Source organism: Pseudomonas sp. 14P_5.3_Bac1 (genome assembly GCF_025466135.1).
Taxonomy (GTDB): domain Bacteria; phylum Pseudomonadota; class Gammaproteobacteria; order Pseudomonadales; family Pseudomonadaceae; genus Aquipseudomonas.
Genome location: NZ_JANLOF010000078.1, coordinates 36,569 through 58,929 on the forward strand (window position 1 = coordinate 36,569; position 22,361 = coordinate 58,929).

The 22,361-nt window shown below is 61.7% G+C and carries 17 protein-coding genes; 4 read left to right on the forward strand and 13 right to left on the reverse strand.

What is annotated here, in order from left to right:
- Nucleotides 1-157: 157 nt before the first annotated feature.
- From NTD89_RS21055 to NTD89_RS21070, 4 genes are all read right to left on the reverse strand, one after another.
- Nucleotides 158-616 (reverse strand): REP-associated tyrosine transposase, encoded by a 459-nt coding sequence (locus tag NTD89_RS21055; protein ID WP_262209472.1) that lies wholly within the window; start codon nucleotides 614-616, stop codon nucleotides 158-160.
- Between the two features lie 322 nt (nucleotides 617-938).
- Nucleotides 939-1,736: an aldo/keto reductase gene (locus NTD89_RS21060; protein ID WP_262209474.1), complete on the reverse strand. Its 798-nt coding sequence runs from the start codon at nucleotides 1,734-1,736 to the stop codon at nucleotides 939-941.
- The gene (locus tag NTD89_RS21065) at nucleotides 1,736-2,605 is read right to left on the reverse strand and encodes an NmrA family NAD(P)-binding protein (protein ID WP_262209476.1); all 870 of its coding nucleotides are present in this window, start codon (nucleotides 2,603-2,605) and stop codon (nucleotides 1,736-1,738) included. Before NTD89_RS21065 ends, NTD89_RS21060 begins: the two co-directional genes overlap by 1 nt.
- Before the next feature lie 98 nt (nucleotides 2,606-2,703).
- Nucleotides 2,704-3,147, reverse strand: coding sequence for an Lrp/AsnC family transcriptional regulator (locus tag NTD89_RS21070; protein ID WP_145160627.1), 444 nt, complete (start codon nucleotides 3,145-3,147; stop codon nucleotides 2,704-2,706).
- A 108-nt stretch (nucleotides 3,148-3,255) separates the two neighbouring features.
- Between NTD89_RS21070 and NTD89_RS21075 the strand changes: the two genes are divergently transcribed.
- Entirely contained in the window at nucleotides 3,256-4,161 is a 906-nt protein-coding gene (locus NTD89_RS21075) for a DMT family transporter (protein WP_262209479.1), read from the forward strand.
- On the opposite strand, the gene NTD89_RS21080 is transcribed toward NTD89_RS21075, so the two are convergent.
- The 3 genes from NTD89_RS21080 to fabF all read right to left on the reverse strand — a co-directional run bounded on the left by NTD89_RS21080 (nucleotide 4,139) and on the right by fabF (nucleotide 8,328).
- Nucleotides 4,139-6,118 (reverse strand): peptidase U32 family protein, encoded by a 1,980-nt coding sequence (locus NTD89_RS21080; protein ID WP_262209481.1) that lies wholly within the window; start codon nucleotides 6,116-6,118, stop codon nucleotides 4,139-4,141. The genes NTD89_RS21075 and NTD89_RS21080 overlap by 23 nt on opposite strands.
- Before the next feature lie 489 nt (nucleotides 6,119-6,607).
- Nucleotides 6,608-6,988: a RidA family protein gene (locus tag NTD89_RS21085; RefSeq protein ID WP_262209483.1), complete on the reverse strand. Its 381-nt coding sequence runs from the start codon at nucleotides 6,986-6,988 to the stop codon at nucleotides 6,608-6,610.
- Between the two features lie 71 nt (nucleotides 6,989-7,059).
- Nucleotides 7,060-8,328, reverse strand: coding sequence for a beta-ketoacyl-ACP synthase II (gene fabF / locus NTD89_RS21090; RefSeq protein WP_262209486.1), 1,269 nt, complete (start codon nucleotides 8,326-8,328; stop codon nucleotides 7,060-7,062).
- Nucleotides 8,329-8,435: 107 nt separating this feature from the next.
- On the opposite strand from fabF, the gene NTD89_RS21095 reads away from it, so the two are divergent.
- Nucleotides 8,436-8,927, forward strand: a complete 492-nt coding sequence (locus NTD89_RS21095; RefSeq protein WP_262209488.1) for a winged helix-turn-helix transcriptional regulator — start codon at nucleotides 8,436-8,438, stop codon at nucleotides 8,925-8,927.
- On the opposite strand, the gene NTD89_RS21100 is transcribed toward NTD89_RS21095, so the two are convergent.
- Entirely contained in the window at nucleotides 8,914-10,236 is a 1,323-nt protein-coding gene (locus NTD89_RS21100) for an OprD family porin (RefSeq protein ID WP_145160640.1), read from the reverse strand. The genes NTD89_RS21095 and NTD89_RS21100 overlap by 14 nt on opposite strands.
- A gap of 464 nt (nucleotides 10,237-10,700) precedes the next feature.
- Here NTD89_RS21100 and NTD89_RS21105 point away from each other — a divergent pair, with 464 nt between their 5' ends.
- The gene (locus tag NTD89_RS21105; protein ID WP_262209491.1) at nucleotides 10,701-13,319 is read left to right on the forward strand and encodes a hypothetical protein; all 2,619 of its coding nucleotides are present in this window, start codon (nucleotides 10,701-10,703) and stop codon (nucleotides 13,317-13,319) included.
- A 45-nt stretch (nucleotides 13,320-13,364) separates the two neighbouring features.
- On the opposite strand, the gene NTD89_RS21110 is transcribed toward NTD89_RS21105, so the two are convergent.
- On the reverse strand, nucleotides 13,365-14,234 hold the full coding sequence (locus NTD89_RS21110) for an oxaloacetate decarboxylase (RefSeq protein ID WP_262209493.1): 870 nt from the start codon (nucleotides 14,232-14,234) through the stop codon (nucleotides 13,365-13,367).
- A gap of 279 nt (nucleotides 14,235-14,513) precedes the next feature.
- Between NTD89_RS21110 and NTD89_RS21115 the strand changes: the two genes are divergently transcribed.
- Nucleotides 14,514-15,455 (forward strand): cupin, encoded by a 942-nt coding sequence (locus NTD89_RS21115; protein WP_262209495.1) that lies wholly within the window; start codon nucleotides 14,514-14,516, stop codon nucleotides 15,453-15,455.
- Between the two features lie 29 nt (nucleotides 15,456-15,484).
- Here NTD89_RS21115 and NTD89_RS21120 read toward each other — a convergent pair whose 3' ends face one another.
- The 4 genes from NTD89_RS21120 to NTD89_RS21135 all read right to left on the reverse strand — a co-directional run bounded on the left by NTD89_RS21120 (nucleotide 15,485) and on the right by NTD89_RS21135 (nucleotide 22,332).
- Nucleotides 15,485-16,423 carry a LysR family transcriptional regulator gene (locus NTD89_RS21120; RefSeq protein ID WP_262209497.1) on the reverse strand — a complete coding sequence of 313 codons (939 nt, stop codon included), beginning with the start codon at nucleotides 16,421-16,423 and terminating at the stop codon, nucleotides 15,485-15,487.
- 22 nt (nucleotides 16,424-16,445) lie between these two features.
- Nucleotides 16,446-19,511, reverse strand: a complete 3,066-nt coding sequence (locus NTD89_RS21125; protein ID WP_262209499.1) for an efflux RND transporter permease subunit — start codon at nucleotides 19,509-19,511, stop codon at nucleotides 16,446-16,448.
- Nucleotides 19,512-19,520: 9 nt separating this feature from the next.
- The gene (locus NTD89_RS21130; RefSeq protein ID WP_410017224.1) at nucleotides 19,521-20,633 is read right to left on the reverse strand and encodes an efflux RND transporter periplasmic adaptor subunit; all 1,113 of its coding nucleotides are present in this window, start codon (nucleotides 20,631-20,633) and stop codon (nucleotides 19,521-19,523) included.
- Nucleotides 20,634-20,724: 91 nt separating this feature from the next.
- Nucleotides 20,725-22,332, reverse strand: coding sequence for an efflux transporter outer membrane subunit (locus NTD89_RS21135; protein ID WP_262209502.1), 1,608 nt, complete (start codon nucleotides 22,330-22,332; stop codon nucleotides 20,725-20,727).
- Nucleotides 22,333-22,361: the final 29 nt, after the last annotated feature.

The window sequence follows — 22,361 nt, forward strand, 5'->3', positions numbered from 1 at the left end:
GGGCTGCGCAGCAGCCCCAAACCCGTCACCGCGTTTTTCCAGATAGATTGAGTCGTCAGGTTTCGGGGCCGCTTCGCGCCCCAACGCGGGGCAAGCCCGCTCGCCACAGGAATCCCGTCCACCACAGAAAGCCCGCTTGCCAAGCGAATCTGCAGCGTCACAACCACGCCACGTCCCACAACGGATAATCGCCAATATGCTCGACCAGCCCGGCTCGTAGAGGGTTGGCGATCACGTAGCGCGCTATTTTCCGTACGTCTTCCTCGGCCCGAACAGCATGGTCGTGATAGCCGCGCTGCCAGAATCTTTCCCGGCTGCCTCGGGCTCGATTGATACTCAGCGTACTGCGCGACTTGGTCTGGCGCATCACATCGGGCAGGGTCGAGTTATGCAGGTCGAACAACCAATGAAAGTGATCCGGCATGATCACCCACGCCAGTGAGTTGACCTGGCCCGCGTCGTGGGTTCGTTTGAATTCTGCTACCAATAATCGTCCCAGCTCAAAACTGTTGAACAAGGGTTGGCGCTGATGCACCACGACGGTAACCAAATAAGCACGCCCTGATTCTGAGTAGCGACCGCGGCGTAACCGGTGAGAGTTGGGCTGACGAGACAATCCGTTGCTCCTTGCATGGATAAGAAGCTGTGACGCTAGCAGCGCCAGTGGATTGACCGTGTTGAGTTCGGTGTCTCCATATTTCCAGTGGGCACGGGCTTGTTGTGGATAGCGGGGCTGTTGTGGCGAACGGGCTTACTGTGGCGAGCGGGCTTGCCCCGCGTTGGGCTGCGCAGCAGCCCCAAACCCGTCACCGCGCTTTTCCAGATTAATTGAGTCGGCAGGTTTCAGGGCCGCTTCGCGCCCCAACGCGGGGCAAGCCCGCTCGCCACAACCAGACCGCTCGCCACAGAAAGCCCACTGACGACAACAGTCCATCGGCTTACAGCGCATCCCATTGCGGTGCAAACGGCGGCTGCACAAAGCGTTGGTCTTTGGGCAGGCGCGCGATGGCTTGCATATCCTGCTCATCGAGTGCGACGTGCAGCGAATCGAGGTTGGCTTGCTGGCTTTGCGGGCGCTGGGCCTTGGGAATCGCCGCCACGCCTTGTTGGCGTAACCAGGCCAGGGCGACTTGCGCTGCGCTGGCGCCGTGCTTGGCGCCGATCTGTGTCAATACCGGGTCAGTGGCCGCGCGACCCTGTGCCAACGGTGCATATGCAACCATCGGGATGCGTTTGCCGCGCAGGTAATTGAGCAGGCGGCTCTGGTCGAGGAACGGGTGGTATTCCACCTGTACCGCGGCAATCGGCGTGCCCAGCACATCGATCGCCTCGCGCAGCATCGGCATGTTGAAGTTGCACACACCGATGTGCTTCACGCGGCCACTGTCGCGCAGGGCCAACAAAGCGTTCATCACGCCGGGCAGGTCCATGTTGGCAGCCGGCCAATGCACCATGAACAGATCGACGTAGTCCACCGCCAGCTTGCCGAGGCTCAGCTCAAAGGCTTTTTGCAGCGCGGCCGGCGCCAACTGGTCATGCCAGACCTTGGTGGTCAGGAACACCTCGTCGCGGGGGATGCCCGAGTGTTTGATCGCCTGGCCCACAGCGGCTTCGTTGTCGTACATAGCGGCGGTGTCGATATGCCGGTAACCCAGCGCCAGGGCACTTTCGACCACTGCCCGGCAGTCATCGCCGGGCATACGGAAGGTACCGAAACCCAATTCAGGCAGGTTCATCAGGCATTCGCCTCCGCGGTTTTATCTGCCAGCTCGCGCAACACCGTGAGCAGGGAAGTTGTGCCCTTGAGCACCTGATCGTGCTCGAAACAGATCCAGCCTTCGTTGAAGCCATCGACCATGCGCATGCGCGGCAGCGGGTTGTGTGCGCCTTGGGCACGCAGCAACGGTTCCCAGGTATCGCGCTCAACCACCTCGGCGCGCACGTCACGGCCGAGCACTTGCGCCAGGGTCTGGGCGATGTCGTTCGGGCTGACCCACTGGCTTTCCAGTTCGACTACGCGGTGGCCGGCCCAGTCTTGCTGCAACAGTTGCGCGGCAAGTGTGCCGATGTCGGCCGTGGCAACCATCGGCACGGGTTTGTCGAGCGGTTGCAGGAAGCTGTGGATCACGCCGGTGTCACGCGCACTGCTGACGTCATAGGCGGCGTTTTCCATGAACCAGCCTGGGCGCAGGAAGGTTACGGGGATGTCCAGGGCGCTCAACGCCTGTTCCATCAGCGTGCGCTGTGTCAGCAGGTTGAGCTCCTTGGCTTGCGCGCCGATGGTCGACAGGCACAAGACTTTTTGTGGCGCGGCGGCCTTGAGGGCCTGGCTGACAGCCGCTATCACGGCACGCGCTTCAGGAAACCCAGGCAGCGGATCGAAGCCCGGTGGCGGCAGGATGAACACAGCGGTCGCGCCCTTGAACGCTTCGGTCAGCGCCTGTGCATCTTCCATCGCGGCAAACGCGATTTCGCAGCCTTGGTCGGCCCAATAGGCCGCTTTGCCGGCGTCGCGAATGACGGCGCGAACCGGCAGGCCTGCCTTGAGGAGGTTATGCGCCAGGGCGCCGCCGACTTTGCCTGTGATGCCAGTGATTACGTACATGCGCTTTATTCCTGTGGGTTCCAATGTGTGGAGCCCAGCATAAAGTTCGGCCGGCGATGACAGAATAGCGATTACGTCACTGCGTTAGTGACGCAAAATCACGAATCGGCCAGTGGCGGCAAACGCCGTTTGACTGGGGTTTTCTTGACGATGGCGGTGTTGGTTTCGGCATAGGCGTTAAGCCGGTCGAGCAGGGTGTCGAGCTGGTCCATGGTGCGCACGTGCAGGCGCGCGATAAAGCAGTCCTCACCGGTGACCTTGTCGCACTCGGTGAACTCGGGAATCGCCTGGATCTGGCGCTCCACCTCCTGCAATTTGCCGGGCAACGGGCGGATACGCACGATGGCTTGCAGCAAATAGCCGAAGTGCTTGGGGTCGATGTCGACGGTGTAATGGGTCAGCACGCCGCGCTCCTCCAAACGGCGCAGACGTTCGCCCACGCTGGGCGAAGACAGCCCGGTAATACCCGCCAACGCCTTGAGCGACAGGCGCGAGTCGTCCATCAAGGCGGCGATCAGTTGCTGGTCGATAGAGTCAATCATGCTGCCTGCCTAATTTAAAAAGGTAATTGAGGGTTTTTGCCTACTTTAGTCGCTGGAGGCGCCGATCAGCAGATTGCCATAATTGAGCCTCACTTGAGGAGCGCCATCGTGGACACATCTATTCGTCGCGGATCGTGGGAAATGGTCGCCGCCATGCTGATTTCGGGCACCATCGGCTGGTTTGTGCTGGTGTCTGGCGTGTCGGTGATCGAAGTGGTGTTCTGGCGCTGCCTGATTGGCGCGCTGACGCTGTTGCTGGTGTGCGCGTGGTTGGGCTATTTGCGCCGAGACCTGCTGACGTGGGCCAAGCTCGGCCTGGCGATGCTCAGCGGTGTGGCCATCGTCGGCAACTGGTTGCTGTTGTTCGAATCCTATTCACGTGCGTCGATTGCCATCAGCACCGCGGTGTATAACGTGCAGCCGTTCATGTTGGTGATGCTGGCGGCGCTGTTTCTGGGTGAGAAGATCACCGTGCAGAAGCTCGCATGGTTGAGCGTGGCGTTCCTCGGCATGCTGGCGATTGTCACCGCCCATGGCGAACAGCAAAGCGCTGGCGGGGATTATCTGACCGGTATTGCCCTGGCGTTGGGCGCAGCGTTTTTGTATGCGATTGCCGCCTTGATCATCAAGCGCTTGAAGGACGTTCCACCCCACTTGATGGCGTTGATCCAGGTGATTACCGGCGCACTGTTGCTGGCGCCGTTAGTGCCTTGGCACAGCTTGCCTGCCGCGACCCAGGCCTGGGCTGCGCTGATCACGCTGGGCATGGTGCACACCGGTTTGATGTATGTGTTGCTGTACGGGGCGATCCAGAAACTGCCGACCGCGATTACCGGGGCGCTGTCGTTCATCTACCCGATCGCGGCGATCTTTGTCGATTGGATCGCCTTTGGGCATCGCCTGGGTTGGCTGCAATGGCTGGGGGTTGTTGCGATTCTGCTGGCGGCAGCGGGGTTGCAGCGGGGCTGGTGGTGGCCCCGCTCCCCAAGGGTCAGTGCGTGCCCTGAAAGATGATGTTTTCCGGGTTGAAATGGCCCACGCCGCTGCCCGGCTGTGGCAAGCCAAGGATGTGGCCCTTGATCTTGCCCACCACGTGCATCTCGCACGGTTTGCAGTCGAACTTCAGGGTCAGCACTTCATCACCGTGGATCAGTTGCATCGGCGCCACTTTGGTCTTCACTCCCGTCACGCCCTTGGCCTGTTTAGGGCACAGGTTGAACGAGAACCGCAGGCAGTGCTTGGTGATCATCACCGGCACTTCGCCGGTTTCTTCGTGGGCTTCGAAGGCGGCGTCGATCAGCTTCACGCCGTGACGGTGGTAGAAGTCCCGGGCTTTCTGGTTGTAGACGTTGGCCAGGAACGACAAATGCGCTTCCGGGTACACCGGCGGCGGCGACGTCTCAGCCTTGCGTCCACCTCGTGGGTGAGCGGCAACGCGGGCGGCGGTCAGCGCCTCGATCACTTCACGGCGCAAGGCCTTGAGCTGCGAGTTGGGGATGAAGAATGCCTGCGGCGCATCCAGTTCGATGTGCGTGGCGTGGTACTCGGTGGTGCCGAGTTGGCCAAGCAGGTCGCGCAGGGTGTCGAGCGCCTGTTCCGGCTTGTTGGCCACGCCGAACGGGCCGGGCAGGGTGACGCTGGCGCTGATGCCTTCTTCGCTGGTCGCGGTCACGTCCAACTGGTTTTCACGCAGGCGCGCGACCCACTGCAGGCCAATACGGCGTTCGGCCGAGGTCTTGAGCAGGGCTTGTTGCCAGTTGTGGTCGAGGTTGCGGTTCAGCGGATGGTTGGGGCGCAACTGGTGCAGGCCGGCCGGCATTTCATTGGGTTCGACGCGGTAGCGGTAGCGTTTCTCGCCGTCTTCTTCGAACTCGCCTTTGGGTTCGGCGATGTTGGCGCGAAAACCCACGACTTCGCGCTTGATCAGCACATTGAGGCCGTCGCCGTTGGACAACGGCTCATGGGTGACTACCTGCAAGTCGCGCTTGCCGGCTTTTTCCACCACACCCACCGGCAGGCCGGTGAAGGTGGGCGTGTCGAAGGCGCCGATGTCGATTTTGCGGTCGGTGACGAAGTAGTCGGTGCTGCCCCGGTGGAAGGTTTTTTCTGGGTCGGGCAGGAAGAAATGCGCAGTACGGCCGCTGGAAGCGCGCGCCAGGTCAGGGCGGTCTTCGAGGACGTCGTCGAGGCGTTGGCGGTAATAGGCGGTGATGTTTTTCACATAACCCATGTCCTTGTAACGGCCTTCGATCTTGAACGAACGCACACCGGCTTCGACCAGCGCGCGGATGTTGGCGCTCTGGTTGTTGTCTTTCATCGACAGCAGGTGTTTTTCAAAGGCCACCACGCGGCCTTGGTCATCTTTCAAGGTGTACGGCAGGCGGCAGGCCTGGGAGCAATCGCCACGGTTGGCGCTGCGGCCATTCTGAGCGTGGGAGATATTGCATTGCCCGGAGAACGCCACGCACAGGGCGCCGTGGATGAAGAACTCGATGGCGGCATCGGTTTCATCGGCGATCGCGCGGATTTCCTGCAGGTTCAGCTCGCGGGCCAACACCAGCTGCGAGAAACCTGCCTGGTCGAGAAACTTGGCGCGGCCCAGGGTGCGGATGTCGGTCTGGGTGCTGGCGTGCAGCTCGATGGGCGGAATATCCAGCTCCATCACGCCCAGGTCCTGCACGATCAACGCATCGACACCGGCGTCGTACAGCTGATGGATCAGCTTGCGCGCGGGTTCCAGTTCGTTGTCGTGCAGGATGGTGTTGATAGTGGTGAACACGCGGGCGTGGTAACGGCGGGCGAATTCGACCAGTTGAGCGATGTCGCTCACCTCGTTACACGCGTTATGGCGTGCGCCGAAGCTTGGTCCACCGATGTAGATGGCGTCGGCGCCATGCAAGATAGCCTCGCGCGCGATGGCGACATCGCGGGCCGGGCTGAGCAATTCCAGGTGATGCTTGGGCAAGGACATAGTTTTTTTAGTCAGGCTTGTCACGGTTGAGGCGGGCATTGTAGCTGTGAAATGCTGGGTGGGCACCTACCGCAGGGCTGGCTGGGCGAATGGGGTAGGTAGATTGGGAGCATATCCGTTGCTGCGGTAACGGCGGCTGGCGGTTCCGCTCTTGCAGCGGGTTACTTTTGGCAAACGCCCGGAATGCCGGCCCAGCCAAAAGTAACCAAAAGGTCTTTGCCCCACCAGTCGGTGCCTCGCCTAGGTTCGGCCAGCGTGGTTGACGGGGCCTGTCAGATCAAAATCAAAAGCAAAGCAACACACTTCTATCTGATGCACAGAGATCCAAATGTGGGAGTGGGCTTGCCCGCTCCCACAAGTTGACCGCGTTCAGCCGCCACCACCGCACTGCTTTTGCTTTTCTGTGGGAGCTGGCTTGCCTGCGATGCAGGCACCTCGGTCTATCTGACGCTATCGAGGCAACCCTTGATGTGTATTGCCAGCGATAACTCAGGCCTTGGCTGCCATCGCGGTGACTTCCACGCGCATGCCTTCAACGGCCAATGCGGCCACGCCAACGGCAGCGCGAACCGGCCACGGTTTGGCGAAAAAGCGTTTGTAGACTTCATTGAACGCGGCGCGATCAGCCATGTCGGTGAGGTAGATGGTCAGGTGCATCACCCGGGCCATGGAACTGCCGGCTTTTTCCAGCGCGACTTTCAGCGCTTGCAGGGTGCACTCGCTTTGCAGGGTGATGTCGCCGAGTTCGAGGCTGCCATCGGCGCGGGTCGGGATCTGGGTGGAGACCAGGATGCCGTTGAAACCGACGACGTCGGAGGAAATCGAGTCGGCATCCGGATCGGGGGTGTAGCTCAGGTCGTGGTTGGCCATGGGCGCCTCTGGTTGGCTTTAGCAGAAGGCGCACATGGTCCCCGAAAATCACAACAGGGGCAAACCGAGGGTTATGCCCAGCGGCGGAATAGCACGCTGGCATTCACGCCACCAAAGCCGAAGCCGTTGGACAGCGCATATTCAATCGGCATGTGCCGCGCTTCACCGCGCACCATGTCCAGGCCGTCGGCCAGCGCGTCCGGGTTGTCCAGGTTCAGCGTCACCGGGGCGATCTGGTCGCGCAGGGCAAGCACGCTGAAGATCGCTTCGATGCCGCCTGCGGCGCCCAATAAGTGGCCGGTGGCAGACTTGGTTGAGCTGATGGCCGGGCCGCCATGGGCGCCGAACACGGTCTTGATGGCGGCCAGTTCGCCTTTGTCACCCACCGGCGTCGAGGTTGCATGGGCGTTCAAGTACTGGACCTGGGCCGCCTCGATGCCTGCCTGACGCAGTGCCTGGGTCATCGCCCGCCGCGCGCCATCACCGTCTTCCGGCCCGGCCGTCATGTGGTAGGCATCGGCACTGGTGCCATAACCCACCAGTTCGGCGATGGGCTGCGCGCCGCGTGCCAGGGCATGCTCCAGTTCTTCGATGACCAGGATGCCGGCACCTTCGCCCATCACGAAGCCATCACGTGCCTGATCGAAGGGCCGCGAAGCCCGTTCTGGCGTGTCATTGAACTCGCTGGATAACGCCCGCGCCGCCGCAAAACCGGCCAGGCTGACCCGGTGAATCGCCGCTTCCGCACCGCCACACACCGCCACATCGATTTCCCCGGCACGAATCATCCGCGCCGCGTCCCCAATTGCTTGCACACCGGCTGCGCAGGCCGTCACCGGCGCTCCCAGCGGGCCTTTCAAGCCGTAGTTGATCGACACATGCCCGGCCGCCATGTTGCTCAGGAACGAGGGAATGGTGAAGGGCGACAAACGTCGCGGGCCTTTGCTGTCGGTGGTGCGCACGGCATCGGCAATCGCGGGAAAGCCACCCACGCCAGAGGCGATGATGGTCGCCGTGCGTTCCTGTGCCTGCGGCGTTTGAGGCGCCCAGCCGGCTTGCTTCAAGGCTTCATCGGCCGCCGCGAGGGCGAACAGGATAAAGCGGTCCATCTTGCGCTGTTCCTTGGCGGCCAGCAGCCGATCAGGGTCAAACCCGGCCTCAGGGTCTTGCAGCACGCTTTGCACTTGGCCACCGATGCTGATGGCGAGGTCACCGATCAATGCTTCAGGCAGACGGCGTATGCCCGACTGCCCGTTCAACAGGCGTTGCCAGGTGGATTCCACGCTGGCGCCCAGCGGCGTCAGTGCGCCCATGCCTGTCACGACGATACGTTTACTCATGATCAATCGACTCCGGTTGCGTTGAGGGTACAGACCCTGTGGACGTCACTATCATGATGAAAGTAACATGGCGTTACACAACTTTGTACCGGCACCTGGGAACCCTTATGCAACGCAAGTCTCTTGTCAGCGACGAATGCCCCATCGCCCGCAGCCTTGAACGGATAGGGGAGTGGTGGAGCATGTTGATCATGCGCGATGCATTGCATGGCTTGCGTCGCTTCGATGAGTTTTCACGCAGCCTGGACATCGCGCCGAACATGTTGACGCGCCGCTTGAATGGCCTGGTGGACGCCGGGATGCTTGAGCGCCGCGCCTACAGCGAGCGGCCGCCACGGTATGAATACGTGCCGACGGCCAAGGGCGAGGATTTGCGCATGGTGCTGATGGCACTGGTGGCGTGGGGCAATCGGCATTATGCCGAAGAGGGCACCAGTGTCGAGGTGGTGGAGCGCGAGACGGGCAAGCCGGTGCAACCGATGATGGCAACGGCCGAAGGCACACTCGTGCCGTTGGATGCGTGCGTGGTGCAGGCCGGTCCAGCCGCCAGCGCAGGCATGCGCCAACGGCTGGAGCCTGGGGTGGTTACAGCAGAGTGAACGGGTAGTCGACGATCACCCGCAGCTCGTTCAATTTGCCGTCGCGCTGATCCGCGTTTGACGAAACCATCGCATCGCGCACGCGCAGCGACAGGTTTTTCGCCGGGCCGCTTTGCAGCACGTATTTGGCCTCCACATCCGTCTCGTGATGGTCGCCGTCGGCACCGTAGTCGCCGACGTAGGCGCTGTTGGCCGGCGTGTGCGTGCCGTTGATGTCGGAGCCGTTGACGTAGCGGGTCATGAAGCTCAAGCCTGGCACGCCGTAGCTGGCCATGTTCAGGTCATAACGCACGCCCCAGGACTGCTCGCCCGGGCCGTTGAAGTCGCCCCACTGAATCGAGTTGGCCAGGAACACTGAATCGCCGCCTTCACCCGCGCCGTTGTTGCCGGTGCCGATGTAGTCGAACGGCGTGTCGCCGTGCACCTTCTGGAACGACAGCGTCAGCGTGTGGGCCGCCAGGAACGAGTAGGCCGCCGCCACCGAATACGTGGTGTTGTTGATGGCCCCGGCCTTGGCGCTGCCGGTGTCGAGGGTGCGGTACAGGTTGCCGTCCAACGCCAGCGACTGGTCATGGCCCAACGGCAATACGTAGTTGAGGTTGGTGTAGTACTGGCGCCAGATATCTTCCAGTTCACCGGCGTACACGGTTGCACTCAGCGAGGGCGTGAAGGTGTATTTGCCGCCGACGAAACTCGCACTGTTGGCCGCGACGTTGGCGTAGGTGGCATAGATATCGTGGTCATGGTTGCTGGTCATGCCGCTGTTGGTGCTGGTGAAATGCCCGGCTTCCAGGTCCAGCCCGGCGATTTCGCTGCTGGTCAGGTCAAACCCGGTGGCGGTCTGCGGCAGAATCCGCGTGCCGCCGGTGGCAAAGACCGGCGCCGTGGGTTGCATGTCACCGAACTTCAGTTGGGTCTTGGACACCTTGATTTTCACCGCGGCGCCGACGGAGCCATAGCCGTTTTCCGGGTCGCCATGGCGGTCGGTCGGCAGGTCACCGGTGCCGGCATCCGCGTGGGTGGCATCGAGTTTCATCGCGCCATAGGCGTAGGCGTCTACGCCAAAACCAATGGTGCCTTGGGTAAAGCCCGAGGCGTAGTTGAGCATTGCGCCTTGGGTCCAGTCGCGGTTGTCTGCCTTGCCACTTTGGCGATCGCGGTCGAAATAATAGTTGCGCAACAGGCCCGTGATGCTGCTGCCGTCAATAAAACCCTTGGAATCGGCCTGGTCGCTGACAGACTCGGCAAAGGCCACTTGGCTGACACTCGCGCACACTGCCAGTGTGAGCAGGCTGCATTGTCTAATCATGGGTTTGATCATGGTATTTACTTCCCCGGAATAAGTAACGCGCGCGCAGAAACATCGCAATTGTTATGGCGCATACAGTGTTGTGGGCAGATGTTTTCAGGTGAGCGTAGTGACGGTTTTTATTGTGTTCGACAGGGTTGCCGAAGCCGATTTTTATCATATTTTTCGCGGCTTGCAGCGGTGTGGCGGATTAAACTCGATTAATTAAACTTCACGTCTTTTAATCACCAGCGGGTGTAGCGTTGATAGGGTCTTAGCCGCTCTGCTTCGACAAAAACCTTTGGTTTGCCGCCGCAGGCTCTGCGGCGGATTTTTTAATGCTTAGTTATATAAAAGTTCATGTGCGCCGCCGTCGTTCAGTGGTGGCTATATGATTGCGCTTGATTCAATTTCGCCCATGTAACAAGACTGTTGCACTTGCCCTTTAATAATCCTTTCTCCCACGCCAGATCAGGAGACAGGCCATGCAAGTCAATCAGCTTCGTCAGGTTGATAGCACCCCCAACGCGGGCGACAACCCCAACTGGAATAAAGCGGTGTCGAAAGCGCTAGGCAATCAGCCCGACGACAACCGCCTCGGCCCCGATACAAAGCGGCCCCAAGGTGACTTTCGCACTGCGCAGCAGATCATCGACGACAACCCGCTGCTCAAGAATCTCGGCAACCAGAGCGGCGTGAAAGACAAATTGCGTGAATGCGTCGGCGACTTTGAGCACGATCCAGACGCCGCTTACCGCGCGAGCCGGGTGCTGGAGCACATCGAAAAACTCGACGAAAACGGCAAGCCCACCGTCAAGCGGCCAGAACTCAATGAAGCCGGCAACGGCAAGGTCGACGGTTTTACCAAAGGCGGTGACGCCCGCCACGGCACCGAAGCCGGGCGCCTGCAGGATTTCGGCAAGTACGGCTGGGAGACCCTTAAAGGCGAGCTACCGCAGAGCTCACCCAGCACGCCGCCCAAGGGCGATGCGCCGTCCAACCATCTGCCGTTGCCGGGTGAAGGCCGGCCGATGGGCGACAACCGCAGTGCCGAGCAAATCATTGAAGACAACCCGTTGCTGAAAAACCTCGGCAACCAGAGCGGGGTCAAGGACGCTCTGCGCGAGCGTGTCGGCGACTTTGAACACGACGCCGATGCGGCCTGGCGTGCCGCGCAGGTGCTCAACTATGTCGAGAACTACGACGAGACCGGCAAGCACATCGAAGGCGGCAACGTGGGCAATGGCCGCATCGACGGCTTCACCAAGGATGGCGAAGCGCGCCACGGTACGGAAGCGGGGCGCCTGCAGGACTTCGGCAAATACGGCTACGACAACCTCAAGGGCCTGGACGGCAACAGCGCGGATGACCAGATCAAGGACTTGAATGCCAAGGCCACCGAAGACGCCGTGAAGGCGGCCGGTGGTGACGCCTCCAAGGTGGGCGCTGACTATTTCGCCACGGGCAACAGCAGCGCCAGCGGTGCGGACAAGACTGCAGCGATCATCCAGCTGTCCACGGGCCTGGCCAACTACAAGGCGGGTGCCGATGCGTTTGCGCACCAGGGGCCGGATGCGGCCAATGAGTGGTCAGGCGACGGCCCGTCACCGGGCCAGCAACGCGAAGACTTTATCAAGGATGTGCAAGGGCGCATCGACACGCTCAGCAAAGACCCGGACGTGCAGCAGTTCCTCAACACCCAGGGCACCGAACAGCTGCAGAAAATGGTCGCCGCCGACCCAGCCTTGAAAGCCGAGATGGAGCGGCGCCTGGACGCTTCATCCAGTTGCGACGCGCTGCAAAGCGCGTTTGCCGCCAAGGGCGCCAGCACCACCGATGCGCTGTCGAGTTTTATCAAGTACCCGGACTTCTACGCCCAGGCCCTGGGCAAACAGCCGGACTACAAGAAAGCCCTGGAAAACGCCCCGCAAGCCATCAAGGACAAGGTCAACGCGGAGTACGCAGATATCACCTCCGGCAAGCAGATCAACGACCTGATCGCCAGCGGTGTGCCGGCAGACAAGGCGGTGATTCAGTCCGGTGTGAACAAGGCAATCTTTGACGCGGTACTCGACGACAAGACTGTGCAGGCGGGCAGTTCGAGCTTCAACGACGTCGCCGCCAAACTGGGGCGCGAAGACCTGCTTAAAGGCCAGTCGATTGACGACTTCTACCGCGGCCTGGGCGTTACCGGCGCCAATGACCCGCGCCTTGAGCAAGTGATCAACGACAACATCGCTGCATTCACGCCACCGGGCGAGGCCCCACCGAAAACCGCCGATATCATCAGTGGCATTCGGGCGGTGGACGACGCCATGCGCGGTGGCGCCAAGTTCGACGATGCGATCAAAAAAGTCCAAAGCACCTGGGGCGGCAAGCTGCCGGCCGGAGTCAGCGCGACGTACAAGGCCGGGGTGATGCACGGCGTGTCGGGCGTGTTGTTGGCGGGCGCCATCGGTACGCGCATCGCCAGCGGCAAGGGCGGCAGCACCGCGCAGACAGTGGGGCAGTCGTTTCAGGCGGCCGGACTGTTCCTGGAAGGTGGCGCCAAGTTTGTCCAGGACCAGTTCGATCGCACCCAACAGGGCACTTACAAGTTCGACGCGCCCAAGTACGTGAAAGACGTGGAAAACGTCGGCAAGAGCCTGGGCGGCGTGGCGGGGAACGTACTGGGCTTGGTCACCGGGGCCATTTCCGCGAAGAACTCGGCCCAGAGCGGCGACAAGGTCGGCGCCGGCTTCCAGGGCACCTTCGCGGGGCTTAATGGCCTGTCGGCCGTGGCCGGCATGGTGGAGGTCGCCACCTATGTGGTGCCGCGCATAACCACGGTGGCAGCCGGCGTTGCAGAAGCGGCCGGCGTGATTGGCGGCGCGGCCGGCGCCCTGGCGGGTGCCGTGGGCGGCATCGCGGCGGTCGGTGGCTTGATCTACGCGATCATTGCCGACATCAAGGCCGACAATGCGCGCAAGAAACAGCAGGAAGAGTGGTACACCGGGCTCAAGGATCAGCTCGATGACTTCGGCGTTACGCCGCCGCCATTGGATGTGATCATTGCGCCCAAAAATGGCTACGTGGACGTGGGTAATCCCAACGCCAATTACTGACCGAAGTCGGCGGCCAGTCGGAACTGGCCGCCGATTGACTGAGGCTTACTCTTTCACGTCCATGAATTCTTCCGCCCACGCCACGTAGCTTTCCGGCAGCGTGTAGGTATGCGTCAGTTCAGTCGCGCTGAGGTTCGAGGTGCTGCTGGTCAACTTGCGTTGCGCACGCAGGCTGTCGTAAGTCGCCTTGATCGACGCAAAGTAGGCGCCGTGGCCGGCCACCACAATGCGCACACCCAGCGCGGCCAGGCGTTCGCTGTCATTGAGCTGCGGGTTGCCGTAAGTCACCAGCATCAACGGCACGCTGAGGTTTTCTGCGATCTTCTCAAGGTGGTCGAAGTCTTTGACGCCCACCATGCAGATGCCGTCGGCGCCGGCTTTTTCATAAGCTTTGGTGCGGGCGATGACGTCTTCGGTCGGCAACACGCCAGCGTTGGTGCGGGCGACGATCGACAGCTCTGGATCGACCCGCGCTTCAAGGGCGGCCTTGACCTTGCCGATGCCTTCCTCAACCGAAATCAGGTCGGTGGATTTGCGCCCGAACTGCGCGGGCAACAGCGTGTCTTCAATCGTCAGTGCCGCAACCCCGGCGCGCTCGAGCTCTTCGACGGTGCGCATCACGTTCAGGGCATTGCCGTAACCGTGGTCGGCGTCGGCGATGAACGGCAGTTGGGCCACACGGCCAATGCGGGTGGCCTGTTCGACGAACTCACTCAGTGTGATCAACGCAAAATCGGGTGCCGCGAGGACCTGCAACGATGCGACCGAACCGCCGAGGATACCGACTTCGAAACCCAGGTCGGCGGCGATGCGCGCAGACATGGGGTCAAAGACGGAGGCGGTTTCAACGCAGATTTGTTTGGCAAGCAGTTCACGGAAGTTGCGGCGCAGTGCTGAGTGAGAAATCTTTGGCATGTTCTTTCCTGGCTCTGGTCATCGTCAAGTGACGATCAATGTCTATTCATGGTGGCGCCAGATTACCACGCAGACGAACGGGGGATTATGACGTTTGAGCATGAGACAGATGCCTGACACATGGATCATCGGTTCACGCTTTGGCGATGGACAGGCCTTTCGCACCATCCAGGAGCATAGCTGCCCCATCTTGCACAACTGCTGTGCCAACCGAGTGCTTAATCGCGGTGGGCGCAATGCCTATAGTTGTTTCAAACCAGCCCAAGACTGAGGTGGACCATGAACAGCGAATTCAAGCCCGACCTGAGCGTTGATGCCCCACGCGAACAAGTGGATGCCGAGTATTTTGAATACAGCAAGGCAGCCAACCCGATCAGCGCCAATCTGATTACCCGAATTCCTTACCACAGCTTCCCGGCCTCGCTGTATGACAGTGGCCCGTCGCGGGTGGTCGCGCTGGACCTCAGCGCTGCGCTGGGCTGTGAGGGCCCGGCAACCGGGCCTGGGCTGTGTGCCAACTTCATCCGCCTGAACGCCGACGACACCTTGGAGCTGCACCCCAATGCCACCTCTCAAGTGTTTTATGTGATCACCGGAGAGGGCTGCGTCGTTCAGGGCGAACACCAGATCGAATGGTCGGCCGGTTGTTTTATCGCGCTGCCAGGCTTGCTGCCAGCCCGGTTCCGCGCCTCGCAGGATGCGCGCCTGTACTACGTGCACGATGAGCCGCTGTTGCGCTACCTGGGGGTTACGCGCAGCACCGACCGTTTCGCGCCGACGCTGTATCCGGCCGCACTGGCCAACTTGAAGCTGCGTGAAGCCGCCGATGATCCGCGTGCCCAGGACCGCAGCCGTATCAGCATTCTGCTGGGTAACCGCAACTTTCCACAGACCCGAACCGTCACGCATGTGCTGTGGGCCATGTACGGCATCCTGCCGCCCGGCTCGATCCAGAAGCCGCACCGGCACCAGTCGATTGCACTGGACTTCATCATCGACTGCCCCACGGGCTGCTACTCGCTGGTAGGCACCGAACTGGACGCCGACGGGCAGATTCGCAACCCGGTACGCGTCGACTGGTCGCCGGGTTTGGCGTTTGTCACACCGCCGGGGTACTGGCACGCGCACTTCAATGAGTCCGATCAGGAGGCATTCCTGATCCCTATCCAGGACGCCGGGTTGCAAACGTACTTGCGCGCGCTGGATATTCGCTTTAGCTGATGTGATGAGACCCTAATGTGGGAGCGAGTTTAACAGCCACCCTTTAGGTCGGCTGGGCACGGACAGCCCTGGCGCTTCCAATCAGGTGTGTCGCCCAACTGCTCAACGATGAAGTCGATAAAGCACCTGACCTTCGACGACACGATCTTCTTGGGTGGATAGACGAACCACACAGAAAATGCCTGCTCGGCACCGAGGATGTTCCATTCTGGCAGCCACACCTGTAACGCGCCCGCGTCAATACTGGTCGCCACCAACCAGTCGGGTAACAGGGCAAATCCCAGGCCCTGGCGCGCCGCGATCAGCTGCGCATCCAGGTCGTTGATACGGATACAGTCGTGAGGCACCAGCGGCACGACTTCATCAGCGGATGCAAACGCAAAATCATGCTGACTCAGTACCGCCGGCAGGCGGGCCAGCTCTGCCGGCGTTGAAGGGGCAGGGTGCGCAGCGCAAAAGCTCGGACTGGCCACCAGCAGGTAGTTGCCCGCGCAGATCCTGCGCGCCTTGAGCGTGGAATCAGCCAGCGCGCCAATGCGAATCGCCAGGTCAACGCCGGTATGAATCAGGTTGACTTGGGCGTTATCCAATACCAGTTCCAGCTTGATCTGCGGGTAGCGAGCCACAAATGTATTCAACAGCGGCAGGATATGGTGACGGGCAAACGCTGGCGGCAAGTTGAGCTTGAGCAGCCCACGAGGCTCCTGGTTCAGCGCCGACGTCGCCGCCTTGGCCTGTTCAAGCTCATCCAGCACCCTGCGCGCATGCAGCAGAAACGTCTGGCCGCCCTCGGTCAGGTGCAGCGTGCGCGTCGAGCGGTTGAACAGGGCGATGCCCAGGTCCTGTTCAAGGTCCTTCACGTAGCGAGAAACGGTTGACGCCTTGATGCCGAGCCGCTCGGCGGCGCGCGAGAAGTTGTTGCCTTCGGCGGCTTCGACGAAGGCGGTCAGCGCGGTGAAATAATCCAAGTGTGACCTGCCGGGCTTGGGTTTATGTTGTCCTCAAGTCTGAGCCTGGGAGTGTCTGCGGTGTTTGCTGATGGTGCGTTTCCCCAATAAACATATACATCGCCGGCACCATGAACAACGTCAGCAGCGTACCAATCGACAACCCGGCGAAAATCACCAGCCCCATGTCGTGCCGCCCCGCAGCACCGGCACCGGAGGCCCACACCAGCGGCACCACGCCCAGCACCATCGCGGCCGTGGTCATCAGGATCGGGCGCAGACGCACGCCGGCGGCCTCTTCTATGGCTTCGCGCTTGCTGTGACCTGCGCGTTGCAGTTCGTTGGCGAACTGCACGATCAGGATCCCGTGCTTGGTGATCAAGCCCAGCAGCGTCACCAGGCCCACCTGGGTGTACACGTTGATCGACGCGTAGCCCATGGTGATGAAGGCCAGTGCGCCAAACAGTGCAGGCGGCACCGAGAACAGGATCACCACCGGGTCGCGAAAGCTCTCGAACTGGAAGGCCAGGGCGAGGTAGACGATCAGAATCGAGAACATCAGCAAACCAAAGAACCCACCAGACTCCTGCATGAATTGGCGCGACTCGCCGGCAAAGTCCGAGGTGTAACCCGAGGGCGCCACGTTGGTCAGGATCGTGTTGAGTTTGCCCAGCAGCTCACCTTGGGCCACGCCGCTGACGCCTGACAGGGTGGCCGAGTTGAGTTGCTGGAAGTGGTTGATCGATTCGGGCTGCGTCGAGGTCTCGATATGCGCGACGGTGCGGGCCTGGATCATCGAGCCGGACGGGGTGCGAATGTAGTAATCGAGAATTTGCTCCGGGTTGAGGCGGTTGACCTGCAGCACTTGGGGAATGACTTTGTAGGAGCGGCCGGCGGTCGAGAAGTAGTTCACGTAGTTACCGCCCAACGCCGCCGACAGCGCCGCGCCGACGTCGGCCTGAGTCAGGCCCAATGCGGCGATCTTCTCCCGGTCCACCACCAGCCGGGCTTGCGGCTTGTCGAGTTTCAAGTCCATGTCGGCAAACCAGAACAACTGCTGTTTCTGCGCCTCGGCCATCACGGCCTGCGCGACCTCGTTGAGGTTTTCCACGGAGTCGGTGGTGGTGATCACAAATTGCACCGGCAAACCCTGGGCGCCCGGCAGCGACGGCAGCGGAAAGGCCGCGATGGTGGCGCCCGGCACCTGATTCCACTTTTGCTGCAGATCGAGTATCAGCTGGGCCTGGGAGCGCGTGCGGTCGCCCCAGGTTTTCAGCAGCACGCCGCCCAGGCCTTGATTGAGGATGGGCAGCCCGGTCAGCTGGAACATCTGCGCGTATTCCGTCTCTTTACTGGCGATCTGGAAGGCCTGGTCGGCAATACGCTCCATCTGCTGGGGCGAGGCCGTCGGCGGGCCTTTGATCTGCATGAACACCAGCCCCTGGTCTTCGGTGGGCGACAGTTCACTTTTGGCGGTCATGCCACTGGCGGCCACCAGCAGGAACAGCACAAACCCAAAGGTCACCAGCACCGGCCAGATGTTCAGCCCGCCAGACAACACACGGTGGTAACGCCCGCGCAGCCAGTCAAAATACTGGTCGAGCTTACGCGCAAAACGACCTTCTTCCTGCCCGGACTTGAACAGCTTGGACGTCATCATTGGCGAGAGGGTCAACGCCACCACGGCCGACACTGTCACGGCGCCCGCCAGCGAGAAACAGAACTCCTTGAACAGCGCACCAGTGAGCCCGCTGCGCAGGCCGATGGGCACGTACGCGGCGATCAACACCACGGTCATCGCGACGATCGGGCCACCCAGTTCCCGCGCCGCGATCAGCGCGGCCTCCAGCACGCCTTTGCCTTCTTCCTTGATATGCCGGTCGACGTTTTCCACCACGATGATCGCGTCGTCCACCACCAGGCCAATCGCCAGAACCAGCGCGAGCAGGGTCAGCAGGTTAATCGAGTACCCCAGCAGGTACATGATGAAGAAGGTCCCGACCAGCGACAGCGGGATCGCCACCAGCGGCACGATCACCGCGCGGAACGAGCCGAGGAACAGGTAGATGACCACCGAGACAATGATCATCGCCTCGACCAGGGTCTTCACCACCTCGTAAATCGAGGTATTGATGAACTCGGTTGAGTCGTACACGATCTCGCCGCGCACGCCAGTGGGCAGTTGCGATTGCAGCTCGGGGAAGGCCTCACGCACGCTGTCGGCGACGGTCAGGATATTCGCGGTCGGCGCCGCCTTGATGCCGATGAACACCGAGCGCTTGCCGGAAAACGCCACGCTGCTGTCGTAGCTTTCGGCGCCAAGGGTGACGGTGGCCACGTCCTCCAGATACACCAAGGCGTCGCCTTTCTGCTTGATCACCAGTCGTTTGAATTCATCCACCGTGTGCAGATCGGTGCCGGCCGTGAGGTCGACCGTTACCGTTTGCCCGCGCGTCGAGCCCACGGCAGACAAGTAGTTGTTGTTGGCCAGGGCCGTGGAAACGTCCTGCGCCGTGACGTTATGCGCGGCCAGCTTGTCCGGGTCCAGCCAGGCGCGCAGGGCGAATTGGCGCCCGCCGAGAATCTCTGCGGTCTGCACGCCCTGGATCGAATCCAGTTTGGGCTTGACCACCCGCACCAGGTAATCGGTGATGTTGTTGGTGGGCAGCGTGTCGCTGTAGAACCCCAGGTACATGGCGTCGGTGGTCTGCCCGACGGCAATGGTGAGTACCGGTTCCTGGGACTGCGCGGGCAGTTGGTTCTTCACCGAATTGACCTGGGTATTGATCTCGGTGAGGGCCTTGCTGGCGTCGTAGTTCAAACGCAACGTCGCGGTAATGGTGGAGACACCGGTGATGCTGGTCGAGGACAAATAGTCGATGCCCTGGGCTTGGGCGATGGCCGACTCAAGCGGCTGGGTGATAAAGCCGGCGACTGTGGACGCGTCCGCGCCGTAGTAGGCGGTGGTAATGGTGACCACGGTGTTTTCGGTGCGCGGCCATTGGTTCACTGGCAACTCGAAGATCGAGCGCAGCCCCAGGATCAGAATGAACAGCGAAACCACCACTGCCCACACCGGTCGCTGAATAAAGGTATCGGTAAGCTTCATGGGACACCTTTACTGTTCTTGGGGCGTTGGCGCCGGGTCGTTCAACGGCGCGGCACTGTTATCGACCTTCACCGGCGAGCCATTCTTGAGCTTCATCTGGCCGCTGGTGATCAACAGATCGCCTTCCTTCACGCCCGACAGGATCGCGACCTGATCGCCGCGGGTCGGCCCGGTCTTGATGAAGGTTTGTTGCGCGGTGAGTACTTCATCGCCCTTGTCGTTTTTGCTCGACGTGGCGATGAACACCGTGGTGCCGTAAGGGTTGTAGGTCACTGACGTCTGCGGCACGGTGAGGTAGCGCTGGGTGGTCCCCGAGTTGACTACCGCACGGGCGAACATGCCGGGCACCAGGCTTTGCTTGGGGTTCTCGACGGTCGCCTCGACGGTGACGTTGCGCGTGGTTGAGTCGAACTGGGTGTCGATGGTGCTGATCCGGCCGGTGAAGGTCTGCTTTGACAGGCCGTCAGCCGTCACCGAAACCACCTGGCCGATGGCAATGGCCTCCAGTTGGGTCTGCGGCACCGAGAAATCGATGTAGATGGGATCAAAGGTCTGCAACGTAGCGATCTTGTCGCCGGGGTTGAGGTATTGGCCGGGGTTGACGCTGGTAATGCCGATGCGCCCGGCAAAGGGGGCGCGAATGGTTTTTTTCGCCACCAGCGCGCGCTGTTGTTCGGCAGCCGCGAGTTTGGCCTTGAGGTCGGCGGTGTCGGTGTCCACCTGGGCTTGGGAAATGGCGTTGACCGCCAGTTGCGCCTTGTCGCGCTTGAGCACGATGCCGGCCAGGTCCGCAGTTGCCTCCAGGGAGTGCAATTGGGCGATGTCCGAGTCGGCGTTCAACTGCACCAGCAGCGCCTGGGCCGCCAGCTCTTGCCCGGGCGTGAAGCCCAGGGTGCGCACGATGCCGCCGACTTCAGTGGTCACATCCACACCGCGCACCGCCTTCATCGAGCCCACGGCGGAGACGCTCGGTTGCCAGTCACTGAACGGCACCCGCAGGGCCGTCACCACGGCGGCCGGCAAGGGCGCTTTGGATTGGGCGATCAGCGCTGAAATCTGCACGAATTTCACCCCGGCAATGATCGCGACAATCACCAGCACCACCACGATCATGATCAGCATCGGCCGCCGCAGGCGACGCTTGCGCGGTACTCCGGGCTCGGGGGGCAGGGCAGAGGCAGTCTGAACGTCAGCCATGGGGGTTCTCACTGTTTCAATGATTCAAGTCGGGAGCGGCTTTACTGTGAGCCGGCATGATCTCTTGCCACGACGGCAGGCCGAAGCGGTCCGGCGTGCCCTGGGTGGCGGGGTCCACATCCGTGCGGTTCCACCAGCCGCCACCCAATGCCTGGAACAGCGCCGTGGTGTCGCTGTAGCGCGCGGCCTGGGCTTTGACGCGGGCGAGCACAGTGTTTTGGTAGGTTTGCTGGGCCGTGAGCAAGTTGATGTACGCCACCGCGCCTAGGCGGAACTGGGCTTGCACCAGGTTAAGGTTGGCTTGTGCGGAGTGTTCGGCCACGACCTGCTGATTCAGCGCATCGGCATCCGCCTCCAGCGCCCGCAGCGCGTTGGCGACATCCTGGAATGCGGTAATCACTGTGCCGCGATAGCGCGCGGCGGACTCGTCGTAAGCGGCCACGGCCGCACGTTTGCGGTGTTCGAGTGCGCCGGCGTCAAAGATCGGCTGGGTAATCGAACCCGCCAGGCTCCAGACACCGCTGCCCGCCGAAAACAGCTTGGTGCCGCTTGCCACCGTGGAACCCAACGACCCGGTAATGCTGAATTGCGGCAACTGATTGGCGACGGCCACGCCAATGTTGGCGCTGGCTTGATGCAGTTGCGCCTGCGCCGAACGCACATCCGGGCGCTGGCCGACGATGGCCGAGGGCAGGCTGACCGGCAGCGCTTCTGGCAGATGCAACGAGGCCAGATTGAAGCGTTCGCCTTGATCCTGGTTTGGAAAGCGCCCCAGGTACGCCATCAATTGGTTGCGGGTCTGTGCCAATTGCTTTTGCAGCGGCGGCAAGGTCGCGCGGGTTTGCGCCAGTGCGGTTTGCTGCGTGAGCACATCGCTGTCGCCGATGGCGCCCAGTCGGCGCTGAGCTTGCAGCAGGTCGAGCTGACCGCCCTGCAGTGTGATGATTTCTTCGGTGGCGGCCACCTGATCACGCAACGACGCCAGGCTGACCGCGGTGTTGACCACATTGGAGGTCAGGGTCAGGTAAGTCGCCTCCAGCTGAAAGCGCTCGTACTCGGCTTGCGCGGTGGTGGATTCGATTTGCCGGCGCGTGCCGCCAAACACGTCCGGCGCATAGGAAACGCTCAGCGACGCCGAACTCACTGTGAGAATCGGCGACTCCGGGATGCCCGAGGTGACGCCGGAGACTTTCTCGCGGGCTTTTTGCACATTGGCGCTCACCGACGGAAACAGCGACGCCTGGTCGGCGTACACCAGCTCGTTGGCCTGGCGCAGTGCCGCTTGCGCGGCGCTGACGTCCGGGTTGGCGCGCAGGGCTTCTTCGACCAGCGCATTGAGGGAAGGCGAGCGGAACAGCGTCCACCATTGCCCGGGAATATCCATCCCGGCGATCAGCCGCTGCGCCGCGCCACCGGCGTCAATGTCCGCCTGGGCGGTGGTCGTCAGTGGGTCCTTTGCAAAGCCTGCATTGGCCGGTACATCGGGCCGTGCAAAGTCGGGCCCCACGGTACAGCCGGCGAGGGCGAGGCACAGCAGGCTCAGCGGCGCCAGCAAACAGGCATGTCGAAACGGGGTGCGGATTGGCACCACTGCGGGTGCACGCTGGCGAAGCTGCTCTTTCATATCTACTCGGATTAATCAGTTGGCCAACG